This is a genomic window from Paractinoplanes tereljensis (assembly GCF_016862435.1).
In the GTDB taxonomy this organism is placed as follows: Bacteria; Actinomycetota; Actinomycetes; order Mycobacteriales; family Micromonosporaceae; genus Actinoplanes; species Actinoplanes tereljensis.
On sequence record NZ_BOMY01000041.1, the window covers coordinates 142,974 to 168,420 of the forward strand.

Annotated in this window: 20 protein-coding genes; 5 read left to right on the top strand and 15 right to left on the bottom strand. The window is 72.5% G+C overall.

All coding sequences use genetic code 11. The features are described 5' to 3' along the window. Nucleotides 1–5: 5 nt before the first annotated feature. The 7 genes from Ate02nite_RS31315 to Ate02nite_RS31345 form a co-directional block, all read right to left on the bottom strand. On the bottom strand, nt 6–1,298 hold the full coding sequence (locus Ate02nite_RS31315) for an extracellular solute-binding protein (RefSeq protein ID WP_203811452.1): 1,293 nt from the start codon (nt 1,296–1,298) through the stop codon (nt 6–8). Next, nucleotides 1,295–3,949 carry a caspase, EACC1-associated type gene (locus Ate02nite_RS31320; protein WP_203811453.1) on the bottom strand — a complete coding sequence of 885 codons (2,655 nt, stop codon included), beginning with the start codon at nt 3,947–3,949 and terminating at the stop codon, nt 1,295–1,297. Before Ate02nite_RS31320 ends, Ate02nite_RS31315 begins: the two co-directional genes overlap by 4 nt. A 17-nt stretch (nt 3,950–3,966) precedes the next feature. Next, the gene (locus Ate02nite_RS31325; RefSeq protein ID WP_203811454.1) at nt 3,967–4,344 is read right to left on the bottom strand and encodes an effector-associated constant component EACC1; all 378 of its coding nucleotides are present in this window, start codon (nt 4,342–4,344) and stop codon (nt 3,967–3,969) included. 115 nt (nt 4,345–4,459) lie between these two features. Further along, nucleotides 4,460–5,308 carry an AfsR/SARP family transcriptional regulator gene (locus tag Ate02nite_RS31330; protein ID WP_203811455.1) on the bottom strand — a complete coding sequence of 283 codons (849 nt, stop codon included), beginning with the start codon at nt 5,306–5,308 and terminating at the stop codon, nt 4,460–4,462. A 52-nt stretch (nt 5,309–5,360) separates the two neighbouring features. Continuing rightward, entirely contained in the window at nt 5,361–8,336 is a 2,976-nt protein-coding gene (locus tag Ate02nite_RS31335) for an ATP-binding protein (protein WP_239147829.1), read from the bottom strand. 10 nt (nt 8,337–8,346) lie between these two features. Continuing rightward, nucleotides 8,347–10,671 carry an ATP-binding protein gene (locus Ate02nite_RS31340; RefSeq protein ID WP_203811456.1) on the bottom strand — a complete coding sequence of 775 codons (2,325 nt, stop codon included), beginning with the start codon at nt 10,669–10,671 and terminating at the stop codon, nt 8,347–8,349. Nucleotides 10,672–10,701: 30 nt separating this feature from the next. Next, entirely contained in the window at nt 10,702–13,698 is a 2,997-nt protein-coding gene (locus Ate02nite_RS31345) for an ATP-binding protein (RefSeq protein ID WP_203811658.1), read from the bottom strand. Nucleotides 13,699–13,824: 126 nt separating this feature from the next. Between Ate02nite_RS31345 and Ate02nite_RS31350 the strand changes: the two genes are divergently transcribed. Continuing rightward, a complete protein-coding gene (locus Ate02nite_RS31350; protein ID WP_203811457.1) occupies nt 13,825–15,645 on the top strand; it encodes a M36 family metallopeptidase in 1,821 nt (606 codons plus the stop codon). Nucleotides 15,646–15,693: 48 nt separating this feature from the next. Here Ate02nite_RS31350 and Ate02nite_RS31355 read toward each other — a convergent pair whose 3' ends face one another. After that, nucleotides 15,694–16,116: a peptidase inhibitor family I36 protein gene (locus Ate02nite_RS31355; protein WP_203811458.1), complete on the bottom strand. Its 423-nt coding sequence runs from the start codon at nt 16,114–16,116 to the stop codon at nt 15,694–15,696. 166 nt (nt 16,117–16,282) lie between these two features. Between Ate02nite_RS31355 and Ate02nite_RS31360 the strand changes: the two genes are divergently transcribed. Continuing rightward, entirely contained in the window at nt 16,283–17,683 is a 1,401-nt protein-coding gene (locus tag Ate02nite_RS31360) for a glycerophosphodiester phosphodiesterase family protein (protein WP_203811459.1), read from the top strand. A 53-nt stretch (nt 17,684–17,736) separates the two neighbouring features. On the opposite strand, the gene Ate02nite_RS31365 is transcribed toward Ate02nite_RS31360, so the two are convergent. The 4 genes from Ate02nite_RS31365 to Ate02nite_RS31380 all read right to left on the bottom strand — a co-directional run bounded on the left by Ate02nite_RS31365 (nt 17,737) and on the right by Ate02nite_RS31380 (nt 20,348). Then, a complete protein-coding gene (locus Ate02nite_RS31365; protein ID WP_203811460.1) occupies nt 17,737–18,429 on the bottom strand; it encodes a hypothetical protein in 693 nt (230 codons plus the stop codon). 8 nt (nt 18,430–18,437) lie between these two features. Further along, nucleotides 18,438–19,166, bottom strand: coding sequence for an alpha/beta fold hydrolase (locus tag Ate02nite_RS31370; RefSeq protein ID WP_203811461.1), 729 nt, complete (start codon nt 19,164–19,166; stop codon nt 18,438–18,440). A gap of 137 nt (nt 19,167–19,303) precedes the next feature. Then, complete coding sequence (locus tag Ate02nite_RS31375) at nt 19,304–19,786, bottom strand: NADPH-dependent FMN reductase (protein ID WP_203811462.1); 483 nt, start codon at nt 19,784–19,786, stop codon at nt 19,304–19,306. Nucleotides 19,787–19,865: 79 nt separating this feature from the next. Then, on the bottom strand, nt 19,866–20,348 hold the full coding sequence (locus tag Ate02nite_RS31380) for an Lrp/AsnC family transcriptional regulator (protein ID WP_203811463.1): 483 nt from the start codon (nt 20,346–20,348) through the stop codon (nt 19,866–19,868). A gap of 93 nt (nt 20,349–20,441) precedes the next feature. Here Ate02nite_RS31380 and Ate02nite_RS31385 point away from each other — a divergent pair, with 93 nt between their 5' ends. From Ate02nite_RS31385 to Ate02nite_RS31395, 3 genes are read left to right on the top strand one after another with little or no spacing between them, the layout of a single operon-like run. Next, on the top strand, nt 20,442–21,323 hold the full coding sequence (locus Ate02nite_RS31385) for a PhzF family phenazine biosynthesis protein (protein WP_203811464.1): 882 nt from the start codon (nt 20,442–20,444) through the stop codon (nt 21,321–21,323). Continuing rightward, nucleotides 21,320–21,757 (top strand): nucleoside deaminase, encoded by a 438-nt coding sequence (locus Ate02nite_RS31390; RefSeq protein ID WP_203811465.1) that lies wholly within the window; start codon nt 21,320–21,322, stop codon nt 21,755–21,757. The genes Ate02nite_RS31385 and Ate02nite_RS31390 overlap by 4 nt, the downstream gene beginning before the upstream one ends. A gap of 27 nt (nt 21,758–21,784) precedes the next feature. Then, entirely contained in the window at nt 21,785–22,615 is an 831-nt protein-coding gene (locus tag Ate02nite_RS31395) for an SDR family NAD(P)-dependent oxidoreductase (RefSeq protein ID WP_203811466.1), read from the top strand. Between the two features lie 11 nt (nt 22,616–22,626). On the opposite strand, the gene Ate02nite_RS31400 is transcribed toward Ate02nite_RS31395, so the two are convergent. The 3 genes from Ate02nite_RS31400 to Ate02nite_RS31410 all read right to left on the bottom strand — a co-directional run bounded on the left by Ate02nite_RS31400 (nt 22,627) and on the right by Ate02nite_RS31410 (nt 25,443). After that, nucleotides 22,627–23,352, bottom strand: coding sequence for an alpha/beta hydrolase (locus Ate02nite_RS31400; RefSeq protein ID WP_203811467.1), 726 nt, complete (start codon nt 23,350–23,352; stop codon nt 22,627–22,629). A gap of 101 nt (nt 23,353–23,453) precedes the next feature. Further along, nucleotides 23,454–24,746 carry a hypothetical protein gene (locus Ate02nite_RS31405; RefSeq protein ID WP_203811468.1) on the bottom strand — a complete coding sequence of 431 codons (1,293 nt, stop codon included), beginning with the start codon at nt 24,744–24,746 and terminating at the stop codon, nt 23,454–23,456. Between the two features lies 1 nt (nt 24,747). Beyond that, nucleotides 24,748–25,443, bottom strand: a complete 696-nt coding sequence (locus Ate02nite_RS31410) for an ABC transporter ATP-binding protein (protein WP_203811469.1) — start codon at nt 25,441–25,443, stop codon at nt 24,748–24,750. Between the last annotated feature and the right edge of the window lie 4 nt (nt 25,444–25,447).

The window sequence follows — 25,447 nt, forward strand, 5'->3', positions numbered from 1 at the left end:
CCCGATCAGCCGCCGACCTTGCCCTGCAGTGCGTCGGTGAGCCGGGCGGCCTGCGCCGGGGTGATCTCGCCGTCGTGGCTCCACGCCTCGGTCACCACCTTGCGGAACTCCGCGCTGAACTCGGTGTAGTGCGGGGTGAGCGGCCGCGGCCGGGCTCGCCGGATTGCCTCCAGCAGGGTGGTCGCGTACGGGAACTTGGTCGTGACGTTCTCATCGCGATAGACGATTTCGCGGGTCGCGGCCAGCCCGCCGTGTTCGAAGAGGATCTGCTGGCTGCGCTCGCCGGTGAGGAACTCGATAAGGGCCTGCGCGGCGCGCGGTTCACCGCTGTTGCGGGTGACGGCGAGGTTCTGGCCGCCGAGCACGCTCGTCTTGCCGGGGACGGTGGTCACCTCGTACTGAAAGGTCTTTGCGGAAAGGTCCCGATAGGCGACCGGCCAGTTGCGCATCGCCAGGACGCGCCCGTCGCCGAACGCGTTCATGCTCTTCTTCTCGTCGAAGGTTCGCGAGTCGGGCAGGATCACCGGGTGGCTGCTCGACTGCAGGCCGTCGGAGAGACGGCGCAGACCGCGCTCGGCGGCATCCGAGTCGATGACCACCTTGCCGTTGTCGTCGACCACGTCGCCGCCGGCCGACCAGATGGCCTCCAGCGCGGTGACGGTGAGGATCTCCGAATTGGGGTCGAGCTGGGCGGCGTACCCGGCCTCCATCCTGGGTTCCAGCTTCGCCTCGAACGCCTCGGTGCTGTCGCTCACCACGTCGTCCCAGGTGGTCGGCTGCTCGGGCCAGACCTTTCCGTCGCGTTTGAAGGTGCGGTAATAGAGCAGGCCGGCGTCGGTGTTGAACGGCAACGCGTACGGAATGTCGTTGTATTTGCAGGTGCGCAGCGGCTCCTCGAGGAAGCCGGTGAGGTCGGCGTCGGGCAGGGCGCGGATGCGGCCGGACGCCGCGAACTCGGTGGTCCAGGTGACGTCGAGGTTGAGAATGTCGACGTCGGCCGGGGCGTCCAGCATTTCGCCGTGCGCCTTCGCCGGGTCCCGGTTGACCGGCTTGATGCTCGCGTGGTTGGTGTCGCCGTGCATGAAGTTCCACTGGTCCAGCAGACGTTGCCGCTGCCCGTCCTGGCTCTCGTCGACGCTGCTCATGATGACCAGTTCGCCGGGCTCCAGGCCGTCGTCGTCAGCCACCAGTTTCGGTACGACCACGGCGATGGCGAGACCGGCGACAAGGCCGGCGGCCGCGCCGGCGATCAGGCCGGCCCGCCCGCGCCGGGCCTGGATCCAGGGCCAGATCCTCACAGCACCGCCTCGAAGATGGTGTTCAACGGTTCCGCCACCGAGCCGCGTTCGGCCTCGAGACACTTCCCGGCGGTGGCGGTGGTGATCGTCCGGAGGACCGGGGCGGCACAACCGGTGGTGCCCATCGCGATCGCGAACACTCGTACTCCTTTGTTCTCGACGGCGGCCCGGAACTGTCCGGTGTCCAGCGCGCTGGCGTTGTCGTCCTCGCCGTCGGTCAGCAGGATCACGGCGGTCACCCGGTCGACGGTGCTGGGACCGACCTGTTTGGTCGCGCCCGCCACCGCGGCGTAGAGCGGCGCCGGCCCGCCCGGCTTGATCCGGTTCAGGGCCGGACCGGCGCCCGGCTTGCGGACGGTGGTGCCCTGGAACGCCCAGACGCCCAGTTCGGTGCGGCTGCCCAGGCCCTTGGCGGCGTGGTTCACGTCGCGGGCCGCGACCCCCCACAGTGATCCGCCGGGCCCGCCGGTGCCCATCGAGCCGGAGGCGTCGATCGCGATCAGCATCCGCCCGTAACGGTGTGCCTGCTGGTAGGTGACCCGGACGTTCTTCATCAGGTCGACCGAGACGATCGCCGGCTTCGGATCGACATCCGGCTGGATGCCGTACTGCGGGTTCAGCGTCGCCCCGGGCGGCCGGAGGCCGGTCGCCACCAGCGCGGCCTTCCCGGCCGGCTCCGCCAGCCAGGCGGCGAACCGGGCCGCCGCCCGGGTGCGCCGCTCGCTCGTCTGCGGCCAGTCGAACTGCACCGCCTGGCGATCCAACACCGGGGTGTTCGCGGCGTAGACCGCGCTCAGCCGGGCCGGCGGCCCGCAGACCGACTCGTGGTTGTAGCGGGCGACGTCCTGCTCGGTCACCACGTAGGCGGTCCGCTCGCGCAGGCCGCCGGTGGCGCACAGCAGGGCGGTGGCGTCCGAGTCCAGGGTGAACTTCCCCCGGTCGAGCGACTGGTCGAAGAAGCGCTCGGCCCGCTTCGCCACGACGTCGGCCTTCTCCTTGTTGCGGGGCTGATAGAGCGCGATGCGGGCGAGCGCGCCCACCGAGGTGGACGGGTCCGGCATCGCCACGGACCACTCACGTTCGCGCAGGTCGTCGATCAGCACCGGCCATGCGGTGCCGCCGTACGGTCCGATCTCGACCCCCGCGGCCAGCACCACCGGCGTGGACGCGATGGTGCTCGTCGCGGCGACCGGCAGGTTCCGTCCCGCTCTCGTCGCGTCGGCGGTGGCCTGCCGCACCTCCCCCGACCAGTCCGCCAGCCACACATCCGGAGCGGGCCCGATCCGTACGTGTTCGGCATCGCCCCACCCCGCGGCCATCGCCGCGTTGATCTCCGGCGCGGTGGCCGAGTAGACGAGCAGCCGCGACTCCGGGCACCCGAAGTTGCCGGCCGCGGTGTCCCGTTCGTACGCCTGGGCCAGCTCGCGGGCCGGTTCCAGGCTGCCGGTCGGCGCCAGGACGCTGACGATCGCGCTGGTCGGGCAGGTCGCCAGCAGCACCCGGGCGCCCGCGCCGGCGGTGAGCGCCAGACCGCCCAGCAGCGCCGTCAACGCGAACGCGGTCACCCCGAGGAACGGAACCCGGAGCCGGCGCAGCGGACGCCACCGGGACCGGACCGCGACCTGGGTGATCCAGTGCGCGGCCGGACCGGCGGTGACCAGCGCGACCAGGGCCGCCGTGGCCACCAGCAGGAGCACGCCCCACCATTGCTGGAGCACCTCGGCGCGGACCCCGACCGGCAGCCAACTGCCCCGGCCGTGGCTCACCACCGGCGCGGCCACCGCCCCGGCGAGCACCGTGGACAGCACGATCGGCACCCGGATCCGGCGCCGCGGCGGCCGCAGTGTCGCCCGGCGCGGCGGTTCGCCCTCGCCGTGGTACGCCGGATTGTCGGCCAGCACGAACTGGTCGGCGACGCCGATCACCCGCCGCCGCGGCTGCGGGTATCCCGCCGCCGACAGGACCCGGTCCAGGTACGCGTACATCGAGTCCAGGGTGATCTCCGGCCCGCCGGCCGGATCTCCGCTTTCCAGCAGCTTGATCAGCTCACCGCTGAAGGCGGTGTGCCGCGCGCCCGGCGGGGCGATCGACGCCTCGTCCCCGGCCGAGGTCAGGACGTACGCTCCTTTGATCCCCGTCCGCTGCTCGATGTCGTCGGCGGAACCGAGGTTGCCCACCGCGATGCCGGAGTAGCAGCAATCGAGGATTACGATCTTCAGCGCGGCCGGACTCTCCCGCACGTATCGCCGGACCGTCGCGTACGACAATGTCGTGTGCCCGATCGATTCCTGCCGCGGGTCGCTCTCGGCCGCCGCGAGGTGCAGCGTCCCCTCCGCATCGACCATGCCGTGCCCGACGTAGTAGACGATCAGCACCTCGTCGGCCCGGTGGGTGGCCGTGGTGATCGCGGCACCGAGCTCGGACAGGTTCTTGGGGTCGATCAGCACGGTGGGCTTCCGCGCGCCGCACCGCTCGGTCAGCACCTCGGCCAGGTCGGTCAGGGTGGTCTTGACGGACGGGATGTTGGCCAGCCGGGAGCCGCGCTTATGCGTACCGGTGCCGCAGAGCAGGACCTCGGCTCGCGACAGGTACCGATGCCGGCGGCGGCCGTTGGCCGCCTCCGGGCTGGAGACCCCCGTCTCGTCCAGCAAGACCCTCCTGCCGAGCCTCAGTCCCGGGCGCCGAGCTGGGCCGCGAGATCTCCGATCATGACGCTGAGCTGATCGGCGTCGACAGCGCGGATCCGCTTGCCGTCGACCTCGATGGTGGTGCCGTCCGCCCCGGTGATCTTGAGCGTCAGGTCGGTGGTGCGGTGCCGCAACCACGAGACCACCGCACCGGCCAGCGCGGTGATCGCGCCGCCCGAACCGGCCGCCACGACCAGCGCGTCGCTCAGCGATCCCATCTCACCGGGCTGCGGATCGGCCTCGCGCAGATCGACCGGTCCACTGAGGTTCCGGACGTCGAGCATCCACCGCCGCAACGATCGAAGAGCGTCCCCCGAAAGATCAGTTCCGAAGATCAAGTACGTCGATCCCTCAGGCATCACGGCACTTTAACAGAAGCGCGTAACGTCCCGGACACACTGTGTGTGCGCATGATCGGCAGCAGGTGCGCGTTGTGCGAGGCGGCCAGCCCGATGAGCGGCCGCCGGCTGGTGATCAGCACCAGCTGCCGGTCGAGTTCGGCAGCAGCGGGCTGGTGCGGCCGCGGTCCGCCATCCGGGCGACAAGATCCAACAAAAGATCCAGCTCACGCGTACGCCCTACCCGCAGCACCTGCTTCTGCGCATCCTGCAGCTCTCGCCCCGGATCGATACCGAGCTCGTCGGCGAGGCGCTCCCGGATCGCCCGGTACACCGCCAGCGCCTCGGCCTGATGCCCGGCGGCGGCCAGGACTCGCACCAGGGCGGCGTGGACGAGTTCGTGGAACGCGTTCATCCCGGCCGCGAGCCGCAGCGGCCCCAGCACCGCGGCCGGCCGGCCCTGGCTGACCGCCAGCGCCGCGCCGGCCACGACCGCGTCGAAGAACTCCTGGTCGACGCCCGCGAAGGTGGACGCGGCCGTCCCGCTGTCGGCCAGGGCGCCGCCCGCCGGTCCCTGGCCGAGCCGGAGCGCATCGGCGTACCGGTCGAGCGCCTCGTCCGACCGGTCGGCGCCGGCCACGAGCCGCCGGAATTCCCGCAGGTCGAGCGTGGCCGAGCCGGCCACGAACCGGTAGCCGCCGCCGTGCCGCAGCAGGTACGACCCCTGGGCGCGGGGCGGCAGTTCGGGCTCGAGGAGCCGGCGCAGGGCGCCGACGTACTTGTGGATGACGTTCGCCGCGGTGGCCGGCGCGCCGGGCCCCCAGACCAGGTCGATCAGGTCGGCCATGCTGGTCGGGTTGCCCTCCCGGACCAGCAGGACAGCGAGCAGACAGCGCTGCTGGCGGGCGCCGGGGTCCAGTTCGAGGTCGCCTCGCCAGAGCCGCAGCGGGCCCATGACCTGTAGACGCAACGCCGTGGTCCCCATCCGCGCATTCAGCCACGACCTTGTGGAACCGGACTGACCGGCCGCTGACCGATCAGCCGGCCGCGGCTCGCTGGACGAAGAGGTAGGCCCCGCGGTCGGCCGAAAGGGCGGCACCGCCGGGGTCGAGCCGGGCCCGCAGCAGCCGGATCAGCCCTTCGGAGTAACGCTGCCCATACTGGTCGAGCGCCTGTTCGGCCCGCTCCAGAGCGGCCTCGGCCTCGGCCGGCCGCCCGGCCGCGAGGCGCATCTCGGCGAGCGCGCCGTACCAGGTCACGATGGAGGATCGGGGCGGGTCGAGCAGCCGCGCCTCGATGATCCGCTCGAGTTCGGCCGCGGCGCCGTCCGGGTCGTGCCCGGTCAGGGCCAGCGCCCAGAGCCGGGCCAGCCGCTGGTACGTCCCGAGGAACTCGAAGGTGAGATCGGGATCGACCGCGATGCCCCGGTCCGCGGCGGACAGCGCCCATCCGGATTCACCGGCCAGCGTGGCCGAGATGGCGGCGAACGTGGCCCAGAAGGTGATCGCGTACGGGTCGTCGCCGGCGTCGGCCTCCATCGTGTCGAACAGCTCCCGGGCGGCCGGGACGTCCCCGTGCAGCGTGGTCACCAGCCCCAGCATCCCGGCCGAGAGCAGCCCGAGATCGCGCAGGAGCGGGGCATCGGTGCGCCGGGCCGAGCCCGCCGGGGTCGTGCGGACCGACCGGGTCAGGTAGCGCAGCGCTTCCCCGATGTCGCCGATCTCCCACTGGTGGATCCCCCAGGCGAGCCAGCCGTACGCCCGCACGACCGGGTCGGCGGACTGTTCGCCCTGCTGGCGCAGCCGCCCGGCCAGCCGCCCGCTGAGCTCGATCCGCAGGCCCTGGGAGTAACCGGTCCAGCGGGTGAACAGGAAGCTGGTGGCCTCCAGTTCCCGGCCGAGGCCACGGGCCAGTTCCTCGGAGCGTTCCAGGATGTCGGGCGGGGCACCGACGTACCCGGCCTGCATCCCGAGGACCATGGTGAGCTGCGAGAGGGCCGCCAGTTCCGGCTCGGCCAGACCGGCCGTACGGGCGACCTGGACCGCGGACCGCAGATGCCGTTCGGCGACGTCGAAGGCCGCCTTGACCGCCGCCCGGCGGCCCGCGCGCAGCAGCGCGGCCGCGGTGCGGGCGGGGTCGGCCAGCGGGCCGGCCGCCCACAGGTGGTGGGCGAGCCGCTCGGCCACCGACTCGCCCTCGAGGTCGGTGCGCTCGAGGGCGTCCGCGACCCGCAGGTGCATCCGCGGCGCCCAGCCCGGCGGCGTGCTCCGGGCGATCGACTCGCGGATCAGGTCGTGCGCGAAACGCAGCGAGAACGGATTGCCGGGCGCCGGGCCGAGCAGCCCGAGCGCCTCGGCCGGTTCCAGGCGGTGCAGGCAGGCCGGGACGTCCACCTCGGCGACCTGGGCGAGCAGGCTCACCTCGACCTCCCGCCCGACCAGGGCCGCGACCCGCAGCAGGTCACGGGTGGTGTCGTCGAGGCCGGTCATCCGATCGTGCACGACGTCCCGGACGGTGGTGGGCACCCGGGTGAGAGCCCCGGTGTCGGCGAACAGGCGGGACAGCTCCCGGACGAAGAACGGATTGCCACCGGTACGGGCGTGGATGCTGCGGGTGGCGTCGGCGGGCGGCGTCCGGCCGATCTCCCGGCGGACCAGCTCGGTGACCTCGTCGGTGCCGAGCGGGCCGAGCAGCAGGCGGCGGTGCCCGGCCAGGCGGCTGGCGCCGGCCAGAGTGCGGGTGAGGTCGGCGCCGGGCAGCGGTGCGTGTGACCGCAGGGCGCCCACCAGCGTGACCCCGGCGGGCAGCCGGGCCGCGAGGTGACCGAACAGCTGCAACGAGGCGAGGTCGGCCCATTGGAGGTCGTCGACGACAAGCACCAGCCGGCGCGGCGAGGCGGCTCGGGCGACGAGCTCGACCATCCGCTCGAACAGCCGGAACTGGGCGCCGGTGTCCGGTCGCAGCGGCGCGTCGAGAGCGGCATCGCCCCGCGCGACCAGGCGGCCGAGCTCCCCGGCCAGCCACTCCCCCTGGGTGTCACCCGGCAGGCCGGCCAGGATCGCGCCGACCGCCTCCACCCACGGCCACATCGAGGGGGTGCCCTCGCCCTCCAGGCAGTGCCCCCAGACCACCAGCGCACCGCGGCCCGCCGCCTCGGCGGCGGCCTCCTCCAGCAGGCGGGTCTTGCCGACCCCGGGCTCGCCCTCCACCACGACCAGCCCGGTGCCGCCGGCGAAGGCCCAGTCGATCCCCCGGCGCAGCACGGCCAGTTCCTCGGTCCGGCCTACTAAGCCACCGGCCGGGCCGAGCAGATTCTGGCGCGCCGCTTGCAGGGCGGGGCCGGGATCGATCCCGAGTTCACCGACCAGCCGGGCCTGCACCGCGTCGGCCAGCGCCAGCGCCTCGGCCTGCTGCCCGGCGGCGCTGAGCGCGGAGATCAGGGCCGCCTGCACCGGTTCGTGCAACGGTGCCATCGAGGCCGCCAGCCGCAGCGGGCCCAGTATCCGATGCGCCTGGCCCTGCCCGATCGCGAGCTCGGTCGCCGCCGTGCAGGCGGTGAAGAACTCCTGGTCGAGGGCGGCGAAGATGGGGGAACCGTCGCCGGCCGGGCCGCGCCACAGCTGCAGGGCTTCCACATAGGAGTCGAGGTGACCGGCCGCCACCAGCTCCCGGAACGCGATGAGGTCCAGCACGTCCCGGTCGGCGACGAACCGGTAGCCGTTGCCGTGCAGCCGAAGGTACGAACCGGCGGCCCGGGCCGGCAGCCGCGGTTCGAGGAGCCGGCGCAGGACGCTGATGTGCTTCTGGATGACGTTCCCGGCGGTGGCCGGGGCGGCCTCGCCCCAGATGAGGTCGATCAGCTCGCTCACACTGATCGGCTGACCGGCCCGGGCCAGCAACACGCTCAGCAGGAACGCCTGCTGACGAGGCCCGGGGTCGATCTCGGCGCCGTCGCGCCAGATCTGCAACGGGCCCAGGATCGCGAGGCGCGGGGAGCTGTTCCCCATGCCCATGCCACGAACCTTACGGTAAGCCGGCCAGGAACTCCTCGGCCCGGTCCGCGAACAGGTGCGCCTCCCGCTCGGCCGACAGCGCCCGGGCCCGCTCGGCGGCGGCCCGCACGACCTCGGCGGGCTCACCCCGGGCCTGCAGCAACCGCGCCCGCAGCAGCAGAATCAGGCCCTCCGCGTAGCGCTGCCGGTAGGCGTCGAGGAAATGGCCGGCCCGCTCCAGGGACACGCTCGCGTCCTCGAGCCGGCCGGCCGCCATCTGCATCTCGGCCAGCAACCCGTGCCAGGTGGCGACGCAGGTGCGGACCGGGTCCAGCAGGTTCGCGTCGATCAGCCGCCGCGCCTCGGCCACCGCTGCGGCGGGATCGCGGCCGGTGACCGCCCGCGCCCAGCACCGGGCCAGCCGCTGGTAGTTGCCGAGGAAGACGAACGAGAAGTCGGGGTCGGTGGCGATCCCGCGTTCGGCCACCCGCAGCGCCCAGGCCGGGTCGCCGGCGATCGCGGCGGTGCGGGCGGACAGCGAGGACCACACCGTGATCGCGTACGGGTCGTCGGCGGCCGCCTCGGCCCGGTCGAACATCGCTCGCGCCTCGCCGACCCGGCCGTGCAGCGCGGTCGTCTCGGCGAGCATGCCGTCCATCAGCAGCTCGACGTCGTGCCGGACCGGGTCCTCGTCACGAGCGGCGTGCATCAGCTGACTCGACCGGGTGAGGTAGCGGAACGACTCGCCGATGTTGCCGACGTGCCACTGATGCAGCCCCCAGGCGCGCAGGCCGTACGTGCGTACCGTCGGATCCTCGGAGATCTGGCCCTGGTCGAGCAGGCGGCGGGCCACCTGCCCGCTGCGATCCAGTTCGATCAGCGTGGCGTGCACCAGCCAGCGGGAGAACAGGAAGCCGGTGGCCTCGCGTTCGAGGCCGAGGCCGTGGGCCAGCTGCTCGGCCCGTTCCAGCACGTCGCGGGTGGCGGCACCGTAGCGCGACTGCATGCCGACCGCCGCGGTGAGCGCCAGAGCGGTCAGCTCCAGCTCAGGCCGGCCGGCGGTGCGGGCGATCCCGGCCGCCGACCGCAGGTGTCGTTCGGCGGCCTGCACCGCGGATTTGGCGGCGGCGCGGCGCCCGGCGTGGATCAGCGCGGTGGCGGTCCGGACCGGGTCGGCCAGCGGGCCGGCCGCCCACAGGTGATGGGCGAGCCGCTCGGCGGTCGAGTCGTCGCCCGGCCCGGCCTGGTCGAGGGCGTCCGCGATCCGCAGGTGCAGCTCGGGGACCTGGGGCCGGGGCGTCGAGCCGATGACCGACTCGCGGACCAGGTCGTGGGCGAACCGGACCGCGAACGGGTTGCCCGGCGCCGGTCCCAGCAGGCCGAGCGCCTCCACCGGTTCGAGCCGGTGCAGACAGGTCTCCAGGTCCAGGCCGGCGACCCGGGCGAGGAGGCTGAGCTCGATGTCGCGGCCGATCAGCGCCGCGATCTGCAGCAGCCCCCGAGCATCATCGTCGAGGCCGGCCATCCGATCGCGCACGACGTCCCGGACGGTGGTGGGCACCCGGGTGAGGACACCGGTGTCGGCGAACAACCGGGACAGTTCCCGGACGAAGAACGGATTGCCGGCCGTACGCGCGTGAATGCTCCGGGCAGCATCATGGCCGGGATCCTGGCCGGTCTCCCGCCGGACCAGCTCGGCCACCTCGTCCGGGTTGAGCGGTCCGAGCCGGAGCCGGCACAGTCCCGGCACCCGGCTCGCGGTGGCCAGCAGCCGGGTCACCTCCGATCCGGGCACCGGCGCGACCGTGCGCAGCGTGCCGATCAGCACGGTGCCGCCCGGCAGCCGGGTCACCAGGTGCGCGAACAGGTGCAGCGAGGCCAGGTCGGCCCACTGCAGGTCGTCGATCACCAGCACCCGCGGCCGCTGCGCCGACGCCTCGCCGACCACCCCGGCGACCCGTTCGAACAGCCGGAACTGGCTGTCGTCGGCCGGCATCATCGGCCCGGCGAGACCGTCGCCGCGGGCCTCCACCAGCCGGCCCAGCTCCCCGGCGAGCCACCGCTCCCGGGCCGGCTCGGGCAGGCTGTCCAGGATCGCGCCGATCACCCGCACCCAGGGCCACATCGACGGGGTGCCGCCGCCCGCGAAGCAGTCGCCCCGCACGACGTGCGCGCCGCGCCGGCCGGCCTCGGCGACCGCCTCCTCCACCAGCCGGGTCTTGCCCACCCCCGGTTCGCCCTCGACCACCGCGAGCCCGGTGCCGCCGGCCAGGCCCGACTCGATCACCTGCCGCAGCGCGGCCAGCTCCTCGACCCGCCCGACCAGTGCGACCGACCCCGGCCCCGGTTCATGCATGGGTGGATGGTCGCAGCGTCGAGTGGAGAACTACTTGATCGTGGCCAGGAACTCGGTGGCCCGCCGGGCGAACAGGTGGGCCTCCCGCTCGGCGGACAGCGCCCGGGCCCGCTCGGCGGCCGCCCGGACCGTCGCGGCGGGCTCGCCCCGGGCGTGCCGCAGACGTGCCCGCAGCAGGAGCAGCAGCCCTTCGGCGTAGCGCTGGCCGTGCGCCTCGAGGAAGTGCTCGGCGCGGTCGAGGGCCGCGGTGGCCTCGTCGAGCCGGCCGGCCGTCAGCCACATCTCGGCGAGCAGCCCGTACCAGGTGTGCAGGTTCGACCGGGGCGGGTCCAGCAGTCGCTCGCTGATGATCTTCGCAGCGGAGGCCGCGGCAGCGGCATCGGCCGAGGCCCAGCATCTCGCAAGCCGCAGATAGGTTCCGAAGAAGGTGTACGAGAACCCCGGATCGGCCGCGATCCCCCGCTCGGCGGCGGCCCGGGCCCACGACCGATCGCCGGCCATCGCGGCGGTCCGGGCAGCGAAGCTGGCGGCCACGGTGATCGCGTACGGGTCGTCGCCGGCCTCGGCCGCCAGGGCGTCGAGCATCGCCCGCGCCGTCGGCAGGTCACCGTGCAGCGCGGTCGTCTCGGCCAGCATCCCGGCCGACATCAGCCGCAGGTCGTACCGCAGCGGCTCGGCACCCCGGTCGTCCCGGATGACCCGGCTCATCTGGTTGAGGTGCCGGACGGCCTCGCCCACGTTGCCGAGGTCCCACTGGTGGATGCCCCAGGCGTGCAGCCCGTAGGCGCGCACGACCGGGTCGGCGGACGCGTTGCCCTGCTCGAACAGCTGGCCGGCCAACCGGCCGCTCACCTGGAGTTCGACGGCCTGCGAATGGGCCGCCCGGCGGGAGAAGAGCAGGTCGGTGGCCTCCCGCTCGCGGCCCAGCACGCGGGCGAGGTGCTCGGCCCGGCGCAGCATCTCGGGCGCCGAGGAGTGGTAGCCCGCGCTCATCCCGGCCACCGCGGTGAGCCTGGTCAACGCGGCCAGCTCCACCTCGGCGAGGCCGGCCGTGCGGGCCACCCGCGCGGCCGAATTGAGGTGCCGCGCGGCGGCCTCCAGCGCGGACTTGGCCGCGGCCTGATCGGCCGCCCGCAACAGAGCAGCGGCGGTCCGGGCCGGATCGGCCAGCGGACCGGCCGACCAGAGGTGATGCGCAAGACGTTCCGCTGCCGCGCTGCCCGGGCCGGTCCGCTCCAGGGCATCCGCGATCCGCAGATGCAGGTGGTTCGCGCCCGGCGACGGCGTGGTACCGGCGATCGCCTCCCGGACCAGGTCGTGCGGGAAACGCAGCGTATCGCCGGCAAGGTCGAGCAGCCCACGGGCCGTCAGTGGTTCGACCGGCACGTCGACGCCGAGCACCCCGGCGAGCAGGGCCGGATCGACGTCGCGGCCGATGAACGCGGCGACCTGCAGCAGCTCCCGGGCCTGGTCGTCGAGCCCGTCCATCCGGTCCCGGACGACATCCCGCACCGACGCGGGAACCTCCGCCGACCCGCTCACGGCCGGGAAACGGGCCAGCTCCCGGACGAAGAACGGATTTCCGGCTGTACGGGCGTGAATGCCCCGCACCACGGCCGCACCGGGCTCCTCGCCGGTCTCCGCGCGGAGCAGATCGGTCACCTCGGCCGGGGTCAGCGGCCCGAGCCGGATGCGGCGGCGACCGGGCACCCGCTCGATCGACGCGAGCGCCCGCCGAAGGTCGGATCCGGGCACCGGGGCCCGGTCCCGGAACGCGCCGACCAGCACGGTCCGGCCGGGCAGCCGGGTCGCGAGGTGGGTGAACAACTCCAGCGACGCGACGTCCGCCCACTGCAGGTCGTCCAGGATCAGCAGGACCGGGCCGGCCGCCGCGAATACCGCGACGACCTGGTCGAACAGCCGGGACCGACGGCCCTGGTCGGGCGGCGCGGGGTCATCGTCGTAGGACGCGACGAGACGGCGCAGCTCGCCTGCGGGCAGATCGTCGACGAGGACCGGCAGGGCCTGCGTCCAGGGCCACATCGACGGCGTCCCGGCACCGTCGAGGCAACGGCCCCAGACCGTGCGGACACCACGTTGCCCGGCCGCCGAGGCCATCTCCTCCAGCAGCCGGGTCTTTCCGCTGCCCGGCTCTCCCTCGACCAGGACGAGCCCAGGGGCGGATTCGACCGTCCGGCGCAGCATCGCCAGCTCGGCGGCCCGGCCGACGAAGACACCGGCCGCGTGCGCGCCCGGTGCCGGCTCCGGTGCTGGGGAGGCCAGCACCTGCCGGTGCGCCCGCCGGATCGCGGGGCCGGGCTCGACGCCGAGCTCCTCGACCAGCCGCCGGCGTACCGCGTGGAAGACCGACAGCGCCTCGGACTGCTGCCCCGACGCCCCCAGCGTCGCGATCAGGCCGGCGTGCACCGGCTCGTGCAACGGCGCCATCGCCGCCGCCAGCCGCAGGGCCGGCAGCACCGGCTCCGGGCGGCCCAGGGCACCCGCGATCTCCGCCGCCGCCACGCAGGCGTCCAGGAACTCGCGGTCCAGCGCCGCGAAGATGGCGGCCACCGCCGTATCGCTCCGGAGCCCGTCGCCGGCCGGGCCGTGCCACAGGTTCAGGCCCCGCGCGTACGCGTCGAGGGCCGCATCCGGTTCGCCGCCGGCCAGGGCCGCCGCGGCGGTGCCGACCAGCTCGCGGAAGGCGGCCAGGTCCAGGACCTCGGGCCCGGCCTCGATCAGATAGCCGCTGCCCTTGCGGATCAGGTAGGAACCCGCCGCCCGCGCCGGAAGCCCCGGCTGCAGAACCCGGCGCAGCGCACCGACGTACCGCTGCAGGGCGTTCACCGCGGTCACCGGCGGGTCGTGCTGCCAGATCAGGTCGACGAGTTCGGCGATGCTCGTCGCCCGGCCCGGCCGGGCCAGCAGCAGCGCGAGCAGGTGCGCCTGATGCCGCGGCGGGATGGGAATCTCGACGCCGTCCTGCCAGATCCGCAGCGGACCGAGAATCCACAGGGAGGTGGCGATGCCGGCACACTCCTCAGATCAACTTCCAGATCAACTTCAAGATCAACGGGCCCATGGTACGTCCATCGCACCCGATCAACTTCTGAGTACGGTATTTGTCCACTCCGGATCCCTACCGTCCAGCTCATGAAAACCATCCACGTACGGCAGCTGGTTGCCGCAACCGCGGCCGCCGCGTTGCTGTCCGCCCTGTTGCCGGCGGCCGCGCAGGCCGCTCCCGATCCGCAGGGCATCGTCGCGTTCGACGCCCGGACCGGCGCGGTCCGGCAGATCGCCACGCTCGACGGCTTCCTCACCGCCGCCAGCAGCGCCGCCCCGGAGAAGGTCGCCCGCGACTATCTCGCCGCGCACCGGACCGTCTTCGGCCCCGGCGCGGCCGGCCTGGCCGGCCTCCGGCTCCGCAAGGACTACCTCGACATCGAGGGCACGCACCACCTGAGCTTCACCCAGAACGTCGACGGCGTGGAGGTCGTCGGCAGCGGCGTGAAGGTGCACATCGCCCAGGACGGCCGGATCATCGCGGTCGACGGCTCCCCGCAGGCCGGCCTGCCCGCCTCGATCGCGTCCTTTTCGGCGGCCGGCTTGCCCGCCTCGGTCGGCGACGGCCAGACCCGTCAGGTCATCTACGGCACTCGACTGGCGTGGGAGGTGATCGACATGGACGAGGGGCAGCTCAGCGTGGTGGACGCGGCCGACGGCACGGTCCTGTTCGGCAAGAGCCTCACCGCCAACGACCACGCCCAGACCTGGGAGAACTACCCGGGCGCGCCAGCCGGCGGCACCCAGCACACCGTGCGGCTGCCGGTGACCGGGCCGGCCCTGACCGGCAACGCCGCGCACGTCTACTCCGACGTCAACGACGACGACGTGGCGCAGGAGTCCGAGGAGGTCCGGCCGAGCGGCCGGGGCAGCTTCGACTTCCCGTTCGTCGACTTCACCGCCCAGGTCGGCGCGCCCTGCTCGGCGCAGCGGCAGTGTTCGTGGAATCCGGCGGTGCCGAACTCCTGGCAGGTCAACCGGGCCCAGAACGCCACCCAGCTCTACTACTACCTGAACACCTGGCACGACCACCTGAACGCCGCCCCGATCGGATTCACCCGCCGGGCCGGCAACTTCGAGGCGGTCGACGGTGACGCGGTCGTCGGCCAGTCGATGGACGGCGCGAACACGGCGGACGGCCTGCCCGACGCCGACCACGACAACAACGCCAACATGACGACGGCCCCGGACGGCATCGCGCCGCGCATGCAGATGTACCTGTTCCAGCGGTCCGCGTCGGTGCTGGCCGGCAACTCCGGTGACGCCGCCGACATCGTCTTCCACGAGTACACCCACGGGCTTTCCGAGCGGCTGGTCGTCGACGCCGCCGGCAACAGCGCGCTGATCAGCGCCCAGGCTCGGGCGATGGGCGAGGCCTGGGGCGACTGGTACGGCCTGGACTACCTGGTCGACAAGAAGTTCGAGCAGGACGACACCGTCGACGGCGACGTCCGCGAGGGCGACTACATCCTGGCCGGGCGCTCGGTGCGCAGCGAGCCGATCGACTGCCCGGTGGCCAGCACCGAGCCGGTCTGCGCGGGCACCCCCGCCGCCGGGGTGGGCGGCTACACCTACGGCGACTACGGCAAGATCCGCTCGTCCGGTGGCCCGGAGATCCACGCCGACGGCGAGATCTGGGCGCAGACGCTCTGGGACCTGCGCAAGACGATCGGCAGCTGGCAGGCGCGCTCGCTGGTGACCCGGGCGATGGAGCTGGCCCCGGCCGACCCGTCGTACCTGGACATGCGCAACGCGATCCTGCTGGCCGACCGGGTGGTGAACCACGGCCACGGTCAGGACCGGATCTGGCAGGTGTTCGCCGCCCGCGGCATGGGCTTCCATGCGAGCACCGAGGGTGCCGCGGACACCGCACCGACCGAGGACTTCACCCTGCCGCCGACCAAATAAGCCGAAGGCCGGCTCACCAATTGGTGAGCCGGCCTTCAACGCAATGAATCAGAACTTCGCGGACGACGCCCGGTTGTCCTGGAGTTCGCCCTCGAAGTAGCCGAAGTTCCACGCCTGGCCGGGGAGAATGCTGGTGAGCCGGCCGGCCTTGTACTTGTTGAAGTCGCCGTGCTCGTAGAAGTAGATGGTCTTACCGGTCAGGTTGATCGCCGAGTCGGCCGAGTCGTTCAGGTTGTTCCCGTTGGTGTACGTGTAGTCCCGGAAATCCCGAGCCGAGCCGGTGTACTTCCCGCTGGCCGGGCTGAGCTCCGGCAGGACGGCGACACTGCCGGTGAGGTTCAGGTTCTCGTAGATGCAGACGTAGCCCTGCTTGCAGACCCACGCGGCCTCGGCCGGCGACGTCACGGCCAGGGCCGCGGAAACCGTCAGCGCGGTCGCGGCCAGGCCACCGAGAACAGTACTTCTTTTCATCAAGCTTCCCCGATTCACATGGGTTTCCATATTGCCGCCGAAAACGTATCTCGCGCCACTTGACGACAACTGGAAACGCATGTCAGTCGATATCAAGTGCCGAATTGACTATTGCTGTTCACTCGACAGCCGAATTGAATGCACGCGGGTTATCCATCATGGACGAATGCCACTTCGCAAGATCATTGTCCCGTTGACCGCAGCCGCCGCCGTACTGGCCGTGACCGCCACCGCGGCCGTCCTGAAGGCGCCGGCCACCTCCCCGCCGGCTTCCCCGCAGAGGCTTCTCGCCCAGCACGGGCCGGGTGCCGCCATCATGATCGCCGCCCACCGCGGCTACTGGCGGGGCGCCCCGGAGAACTCGCTCGGGGCGATCACCCAGGCCGTCACGCACGGCGCGCAGATCGTCGAGATCGACGTGCAGCGCACCAGCGACGGCGAACTCGTGCTGATGCACGACGACACGGTCAACCGCACCACCAACGGCACCGGACGGGTCGCCGACCAGACACTCGCCCAGATCAAGGCGCTGCGACTGCGGGCCGGGCTCGGCGGCGGGCAGGCCCCGGTCACCGACGTCACCGTGCCGACGCTGCGCGAGGCCATGCAGGCCGTCCAGCGCACCGGCACGATCATCAACCTGGACAAGGCCTGGGGTTACCGGGACCAGATCTACGACCTGCTTGTCGAACTCGGTCAGCTCGACCAGGGGCTGTTCAAGGGAAGCGCGCCGGTCGCCGAGGTCACCGCGTTCCTCGACCGGGATCCACGGATCCTCTACAGCCACGTGGTCGACGACGGCAACGCCGGGGACATCGGCGCCTTCCCTGGCCGCAAGCCGCAGGCGTACGAGCTGATCTTTGATCGTTTGACCGACCCACAGATCCAGCCGGCGGCGGTGGTCAAGGCCCGGACCACCAGCCGGGTTTGGATCAACACCATGTGGTACGGGCTGGCTGCCGGATACACCGACGAGGCTTCCCTGCGGGACCCGGCGCTCGGCTGGGGTTCGGTGGTCGGGCGGCACGGGGCCGACATGATCCAGACCGACAACGAGGACCTGCTCGGCGAGTGGCTGAAGGCTCGTGCACGCGGGCAGCAGTGGCCGGTCGTGCCCGAGGGAACCGTGCGGGTGCAGGCCGAGGACTACTCGACGGCGGGCAAGGGAGTCGGGTACTACGACACCGACGACACCAACAGCGGCGGCGCCGCCCGTAAGTACGAGGGTGTCGACGTCGGTGACAACGCGGGCGCGATCGTGGTGGGCTGGATCCGGCCGGGCGAATGGATTCGGTACGACGTGACCGTGCCGCGCACCGGCGACTACCGGATCACCGCCCGGGTCTCCTCGCCGTACAAGCCGGCCGGCCGCTTCACCCTCGACTTCGGCGCCCAGGGGGTCACGGCCCCGGTCGACGTGCTCACCACCACGTCGCACGACGCGTTCACCGACCAGGTGGTGGCCGAGAAGCGGCTCAGCCGGGGCACGCTGAGCTTCGTGCTGCGCATCGACCCGGCGGCGTACCAGAACTTCAACATCGACTACTTCGAACTCCGGCGTCCCTGACGCCGTCCGGCCGCCGTCCGTTGTGGACGGCGGCCGGATTGCCGGTCAGCCGGTCAGCCCGCGAAGTCCAGGGTCTGCAAGCCGGTGTAGCCGCCGGACGCGACGAGCTTGCCGTTGTCGACGTTGAGGATGCCGAAGGCGCCGCGCAGCTCGAACTGGCCGGAGTCGCCGGCCGGGACCACCTGCCAGGTCTGCGACGCCTTGCCGGCCTGGCACGTCTCCAGCTTCAGCGCCGTGCCCGCGGTGTCCGCCACGCAGGAGCCGGCGCCGGTGTCCTCGTTCCAGAACGGGGGCTTGATGGTGACCCGGTTCTTGGCGGACACCGCAGCCGGCTTCAGCGACATCATCGTCGAGTCGGTCCGGGTGGTGCCGGTGAAGTCGACGACGCCGTTCTTGCCGACCTGCAGGTAGCGGTCCAGGCCGTCGTCGGCGACGTCAATGATCATGCCGACCTCGACGTCGATGCCGAGGGACTTGAGCTGCGACAGGTCCGACTCGGCGCCGGGCTTCGCCGTGGTGGGCTTGGCGGTCGCCGGCTTGGTCGTCGCGGTCTTCGTCGGGGCCGCTGTCGTCGTACTCGTCGGCTCGGGTTCCGGGGTTGTCGTGGCCGGCAGCGCTGCCGGGGCCGACGCGGAGGTCGCGGCGGCCTCCGCCGGTGTGTCGTCCTCGCCGCAGGCGGCGAGCGCGGCGGTCAGGACGCTGATCGCGCCGAGGGCGAAGATGCGGGCGAACCGGGATCCTTCCATCAGGGCGGTCAGTCCTCCACGTGCGCGGCCGCGGCCAGGATCGCCTCGACGGTGACCTCCGGGTGCGACACCAGCGACAGGTGCGAGGCCGCAACGTCGAGGATCTTCGAGCCGGCCCGCTCGGCCATCGACCGCTGGGTGGCGGCCGGGATGACCCGGTCGTCGGTGCCCACGACGGCCCAGCTGGGCAGGGTCCGCCACGCCGCCTCGGCCGACGGGGCGGCGTTGGCGCTCAACGTGATCGGCCGCTGACCGGCGACGACCAGCCAGCCCTCGTCCTCGGACAGGTCCGGCGCGAACGACGTGAAAACGGTCTCCGGCTTCAGGAACGCCTCGGCGTCGCCCTCCGGGGCGCCCGGGTAGCCGCCGATGTCGAGAACCGTCGTCGGGTCCGGAACGTCCAGGCTCGAGCCCGACCCGCCCAGGATCCCGAAGATGCTCTCACCCTCGGCCGGGATGAACGCGTTGACGTAGACCAGCGCCCGCACGTCCCCCGCGCTCGCGGCGGCGTTGCTGATGACGACCCCGCCGTAGGAGTGCCCGACCAGCACCACCGGCCCACTGGTCCGCTGCGCCACGAACGACGACAGGTACGCGGCGTCGGACGCCACGCCCCGCAGCGGGTTCGGCGGCGCCAGCACCGAGAAGCCCTGGTCACGCAGCGCCGAGATGACCTGGTTCCAGCTGGACGCGTCGGCCCAGGCGCCGTGCACCAGAACGATCGTAGGCTTTGCCATTCGCTTGCCCCCTGTTGTGTCAGTGCCCGGACCGCCGTGCGATCCGATGCCACAACAGTGATCGTGTCCGTACCCTCTGGAGATTTTGTGAACAGCCAGTGCAGAGCGGTCGTCGTTGACCGCGCCGCGTCCGGGCCTCAGCTGATCAGGGCGTCCGTGTAGAGCTCGGCGACCGAGGCCGGGTCGGCCAGTTCGGGGCCGATCGCGGTCAGGCCGAAGTCGACGACCTCGGCGCCCAGGTCGCTCAGCAGCCGGGCCAGGGAGGCCTCGGCGACGTCGGCCTGCGCCTGCATCTCGGCGGTGACGACCGGAATGGCGAGCACTCCGGCCAGGGCGTTGGCCGGCAATTGATCGAGCAGCACCTTGAGCACGCCGGAGTACGTGCTGCGGTACGTCGGGGTCGCCACGATCAGCAGCGTGGCGTCCTGCACTTCGAGCAGAGCCTCTCCGGTGGCACCATCGCCACAAACCAGCAGGCCCGGCCCCAACTGGGAAACATCGACCACCACCAGCCTGGTGGCACCCCGGCTCATCGCAATCCGCTCGCCCAGCGCTCTGGCCAGCTGCAACGTCCTCGAACCGGGGTTGGGATGGCCGGAAACGACTACCACATCTGACATACGGCCTACCCTCCGATCGCTACGATCTCCCGACATCATCACGCCGGAGGGCGACGAAAGCTATCGGTACATTCATCAATTACGCTACGTAATCACCCGCGCGAGGGAGCGGTGGGGTCGGCTTGTCGGCGACGATCTCGTAGACCAGGTCGGTGGTGATCGAGCCGATCCGGGCCAGGTCCGAGGTGATCGCCTCGAGGTCCTTCATGCCGGTGGCGACGATCTCCATCAGGTAGCAGGACTCGCCGGTGACCCGCAGGCAGCGCACGATCTGCGGGCGCCGGTCCAGCACCGAGGCGACCTTGTCGTAGAGCGAGCCGTGCACCTTCATCCGGACCACCGCGCGCAGCGGGTAGCCCAGGGCCTCGGCGTCGACCCGGGCGGCGTACGCGGTGATGGTCCGATTCTGTTCGAGCCCGCGCAGCCGGGCCCGCGTCGCCGAGACGCTCAGCTGGATGGCGTCGGCCAGTTCGGCGAGGGTCGCCCGGCCGTCCCGCTGCACCGCCGTCAGCAGCGCATGATCGACAGCATCCAGGTCGCGGACCGGGCCCTCGTTCGTCATCCGGCAATATTGCCGCAGATGCGGCGGCGGCAGGCGGTTGATTCCGCAAAAGTGAGCTGCCGTACGGGCCGATCGCGCTCAAGACTGGAAGCCATGACCCGCTTCTACTTCGTTGACGTGTTCGCGGACCGGCCGCTGACCGGCAACCCGCTGGCGCTCGTGCCCGACGCCGACGACCTGACCGTGCCGCAGATGCAGGCGATCGCGCGCGAGTTCAACCAGTCCGAGACCACCTTCCTGCTGCGGCCCGAGGAGGACGGCGTCGACTGGCGGCTGCGGTCGTACACCCCGGCCGGCGTCGAGGTCGACGGCGCCGGGCACAACGCCCTGGGCGCCTGGTTGTGGCTGGCCGAGCAGGGACTCACCGGCGACCGGCCGGCCGTGACGATGCGCCAGCGGATCGGCGCCGAGGTGCTCGCGGTCGAGATCCTGCGCGCGCCCGGCCGGCCGATCCGGATCGTCATGGACCAGGGTGCCCCGAGCTTCGGCAAGCAGGTCACCGACGACGAGCGGCTGACCGCCGCGCTCGGACTCGAACCGCGGCACCTCTCCCCCGACGCCGTCGCCCAGGTCGTGTCGACCGGCGTCGCGCATCTGCTCGTCCCGCTGGCCACCCGCGAGGCGGTCGACGCGGCGGTGGCGCAGAGCCGCGACCTGGCCGCGATCCTGGCCGAGTCCGGTGGCGAGGGCTGCTATCTCTACACGACCGCCGGCGACGACGAGGCGGCCGCGTACACCCGCTTCTTCAACCCCACCGTAGGGATCGCCGAGGACCCGGCGACCGGTACGGCGGCGGGGCCGCTCGCCGTCGCCCTGGTGCGCTCGGGCCGGGTGCCGGCCGGCGAACCCGTCCTGATCGAGCAGGGCCACCACCTCGGACGCCCCAGCCGCATCCGGGTCGACGTGACCGGCGACCGGGTGCGACTGTCCGGCTCGGGCCTGGTCACCGCGCACGGAGAGCTCCGGCTGGCATGAACGCCGCCGACGAGAAACTCCTGGCGATCGCGATCGATCTGGCCGCCGACGCAGCCGCCCAGGGCGAGCTGCCGTACGGGTCGCTGCTGGCCGACCCCGACGGCACGGTCCTGCAACGCGCCCACAACACCGTGGTCAGCAGCGGCGACATCACCGCCCACCCCGAACTGAAGCTGGCTCGGCTGGCGGCGGCGACCTACCCGCCGGAGCGGTGCGCGACCATCGTGATGTACACCAGCTGCCAGCCGTGCGCGATGTGCGCAGAGGTCATCGCCCGAGCGGGTCTGCGCCGCGTCGTGTTCGCGCTGAGCTCCGAGCAGCTGAGCGCCCTGCGGCCACCGGGCCTGGCCCCGGCCACCTCCGCCGACGTCACGTTCGACGGCCCGGCGCTGACCGGCCGCGCGAGCGAACTGATCCGCGCCCACTACCGTTAGCCGTCTCGTCTCGCCGGAGGAGTTTCTGTGCCGACCGCTGTCATCACGGGTGGGACCGACGGCATCGGCCGCGCGCTCGCCCACACCTATCTCGATCGGGGCCACGACGTCGTGGTCATCGGCACCAGCGCCGAGAAGGGCAAGGACTTCCTGGCGTACGCGGATGGCAGCGGAGCCGGCGCACGAGCGCAGTTCCTGCCGGCCGATCTGAGCCGGGTGGCCGAGAACCACCGCGTCGTCGACCAGATCACCGAGCGGTACCCGGCGCTCGACGTTCTGGTCCTGGGCGCGCGCTTCCATCGCTCGACGCGGGCCGAAACCGCGGACGGCCTGGAGAGCAACTTCGCCCTGTTCTACCTGAGCCGCTACCTGCTCAGCCACGGGCTGGCCGATCTGCTGGGCCGGGCCGAGCAGCCCGTGGTGCTCAACTTCGGCGGCGCGGGCCGCACCGGCCCGGTCCGCTGGGACGACCTGCAGCTGACCCGGAACTACCCCGGCACCGGCGCCCTCGGCCACAGCGGCGCCCTGTGCGATCTGCTCGGCGTCCACTTCGCCGGGGTCCACCCCGGCATCGCTTACGTTCTGAACCATCCCGGCGTCGTCGCCACCAGCTTCGCCGGCGAATACGACGCCGCCACCGCGACCGCCGTCCAAGGTCTGCGGGCGTCCGGCAAACCGGTCGCCGAGGCCGTCGCGCAGATCCTGCCCTTCCTCGACGCGCCGACCGCCGGGCTCACCGCGGTGCTGGAGGGCACCCGGGTCGCCACCGACACGCCGGCGTTCGACCCCGCCGACGCCGCGCGTCTCCACCAGCTCACCGAGGCGCTCCTGACCGGCGAGCCCGGTCAGGAGCGGTAGACGGCGGTGGGTCAGTCGGTTACGTGGGCGGCGGCGGCCAGGATCGTGTCGATGACCACCTGGGGGTGGGAGACCAGCGAGACGTGCGAGCCCTCCACCTCGGTGGTCTTGGCGCCGGCCCGCTCGGCCTGGGAACGCTTGACGCCCGGCGGGATCACCTTGTCCTCGGTGCCGATGACGGCCCAGCTCGGCAGGTTCTTCCAGGCCGGGGCGGCCGACGGGGTGGTGTTGGCGCTCAGGGTGATCGGTCGCTGGCCGGCCGCGATCAGCCAGCGGTCGGCCTCGGGCAGGTCCTGGGCGAAGAAGTTGTGCACGGTGTCCGGCTTGAGGAACGCCTCCGCGTCGCCCTCGGGGCTGCCCGGGTAACCGACGATGTCCAGCACCGTGGTCGGGTCGGGCACATCGAGCGCCGACCCCGAACCGCCCAGGATCTGGAAGACGAACTCGCCCTCGTCGGGGATGAACGCGTCGACGTAGACCAGGGCGCGCACGTCACCGCCGCCGGTGGTGTTGCTGATGACGAAGCCGCCGTACGAGTGGCCGACCAGCACCACCGGGCCGGTCGTGCGCTGGGCCAGGAAGGACGAGATGTAGGCCGCGTCGGTTGCCGGGCCGCGCAGCAGGTTGGGTGGGGCGAGGACGGTGTAGCCCTGCCTTTGCAGTCCGGACGCGACCGCGTTCCAGCTGGACGCGTCGGCCCAGGCCCCGTGCACGAGAACGATCGTCGGTTTCGCCATGTCTGTCTCCTCAGGTGTCGTCGATCCCGACGCTACCCGGCAGGACGCATCATGCCTATAGGATTTATATGAATAAGGCCGACTCGCGCGCACCCTGACCCTCAGGCGTCGCGGGCCAGGGTGCGCGGCACGTCGCGGCGCAGGGCGAGAGCGGTGGGCAGCACCGTGGCGGCCAGCGTCAGGACCAGACTCGCACCCGTCACCGCCGCGACGGCGGCCAGGCCGAACGACGGTGCCGTGTCCACCGCCGCGGCACCGGCCAGGGCGGTGACCGCGACCGCGACCAGGCCGAGCAGGGCCGCCGTCAGCACGTAGATGACCGCCTCGGCGGCGGCCGCGGCCAGCACCGTTGCCGGGGTGCCGCCGGCCGCCAGGAGCAGGGCGAACTCGCGCTCCCGGCGGCCGCTGCCCATGAAGACGGTGGCGGCCGCGCCGAGCAGGGACAGCAGCAGCGGGCCGCCGAGCAGCAGCGCCACCGAGCCGGCACCGGGCGAGTCGCCGCCGGAGACCGTGGCGTCCGCCGCGTACAGGCCGCCGGCCAGCGCGATCGCCACCGTGATCGGGCTGATCGCGGCGGTGCTGCGGGCGATGTGGTGGGCGGTGCTGTTGCGGGCCAGGAACCAGGCGCCGGACAGCGTGACCGGCACGACGCCGGTCCAGCCGCGCAGCAGCGGGGCGAGATAGAGCGGGCCGAACGCCGCGAGGACCCCGGCGGTGAGCGGGCCGACAAAGGTGAGCGGGGCGGTCAGCCGGTCCGGGTCGCGGCCGGGCAGGCTCACCACGATCGCCGCGGTGATCGCCAGGGTGGCCAGGCCGGTGACCCAGCGGCCCGCGCTCATCGACCGGTCGGGCAGTTCCGGCTCGCGCAGTGACCGGATCGGCGGGGTGCGGCTGGCCCGGCCGGCGCTGCGGGCGCCGCCGAGCGTCACCACCAGCACGACCACGGCGATCACCGGCACCGCCTCGCGGGCGTCGAACCGCACGTCCACGTCGCTGAGGGCCAGGCGCCACAGCGGGCCGAGGGCCGGCGACGCCGCCACGCAGCCGGCCGCCGCGCCGAGCACGGCGACCAGGGCGAGCTGGGTGGTGACCACGGCCCGGACCCGGCCGGGGGCCACGCCGGCGAGCTGCCAGAGGGCGTAACCGCGCTGCTGCAGGGCGACCGTGAGGTTGGCGACCGTCCCGGTCACGATCAGCGCCGTGATCACGGTCAACAGCAGGATCGTGCCGGCCAGGCCGTACAGGGCAAGGGCTTGATCTCCGCCGACCGCGATCGCGGTCTGGAAACCGGAACCCACCACCGCGCCGACCGCGCCGGTCGCCGCGGCGACCAGAAGGGCACCGAGCCAGACGCGTACGTTTCCGGCGAGGTCACCGAGGATCAGTTCGAGCACGTCAGTCCCCCATCGCCGCGAAGATCCCGGCCGCCGTCGGGCGGGCCAGCTCGCGGTGCAGGGCGCCGTCGCGCAGCACCAGCACCCGGTCGGCGCGGGCCGCGGCCTGCAGGTCGTGGGTGACCATGACCACCGACCGGCCGTCGGCCACGACCTTGCCCAGCAGGTCCAGCACCTGGACGCCGGCGGCGGTGTCGAGCGCGCCGGTCGGCTCGTCGGCGAAGACCACGTCGGGCCGCAGGGCCAGGGCCCGGGCGATCGCCACCCGCTGCTGCTGGCCGCCGGACAGGGCCGACGGCCGCGCGGCGGCCCGGTCGGCCAGGCCCACCTCGGCCAGGGCCCGGTCGACGTCGGCGGCGCTGATACCGCGCCGGGCCAGCCGGGCGGGCAGGGCGACGTTGTCCCGGGCGGACAGCGACGGGATCAGGTTGTACGACTGGAAGACGAACCCGAGGTGGTCGCGGCGCAGCCGGGCCAGCGCCGACCGGCTGAGCGGCCCGATCGGCGTGCCGAGGATCCGCACGCTGCCGGAGGTGGCCGGTTCCAGGCCGGACATGCAGTAGAGCAGCGTCGACTTGCCCGAGCCGCTCGGGCCGACGATGGCCACGAACTCCCCCGGCGCCACGGCCAGGCTGACATCGCGTAGCACCGGCGTGTCGCCGAACGATTTACTGAGCCGGTCCACCTCGATGATCATGAAG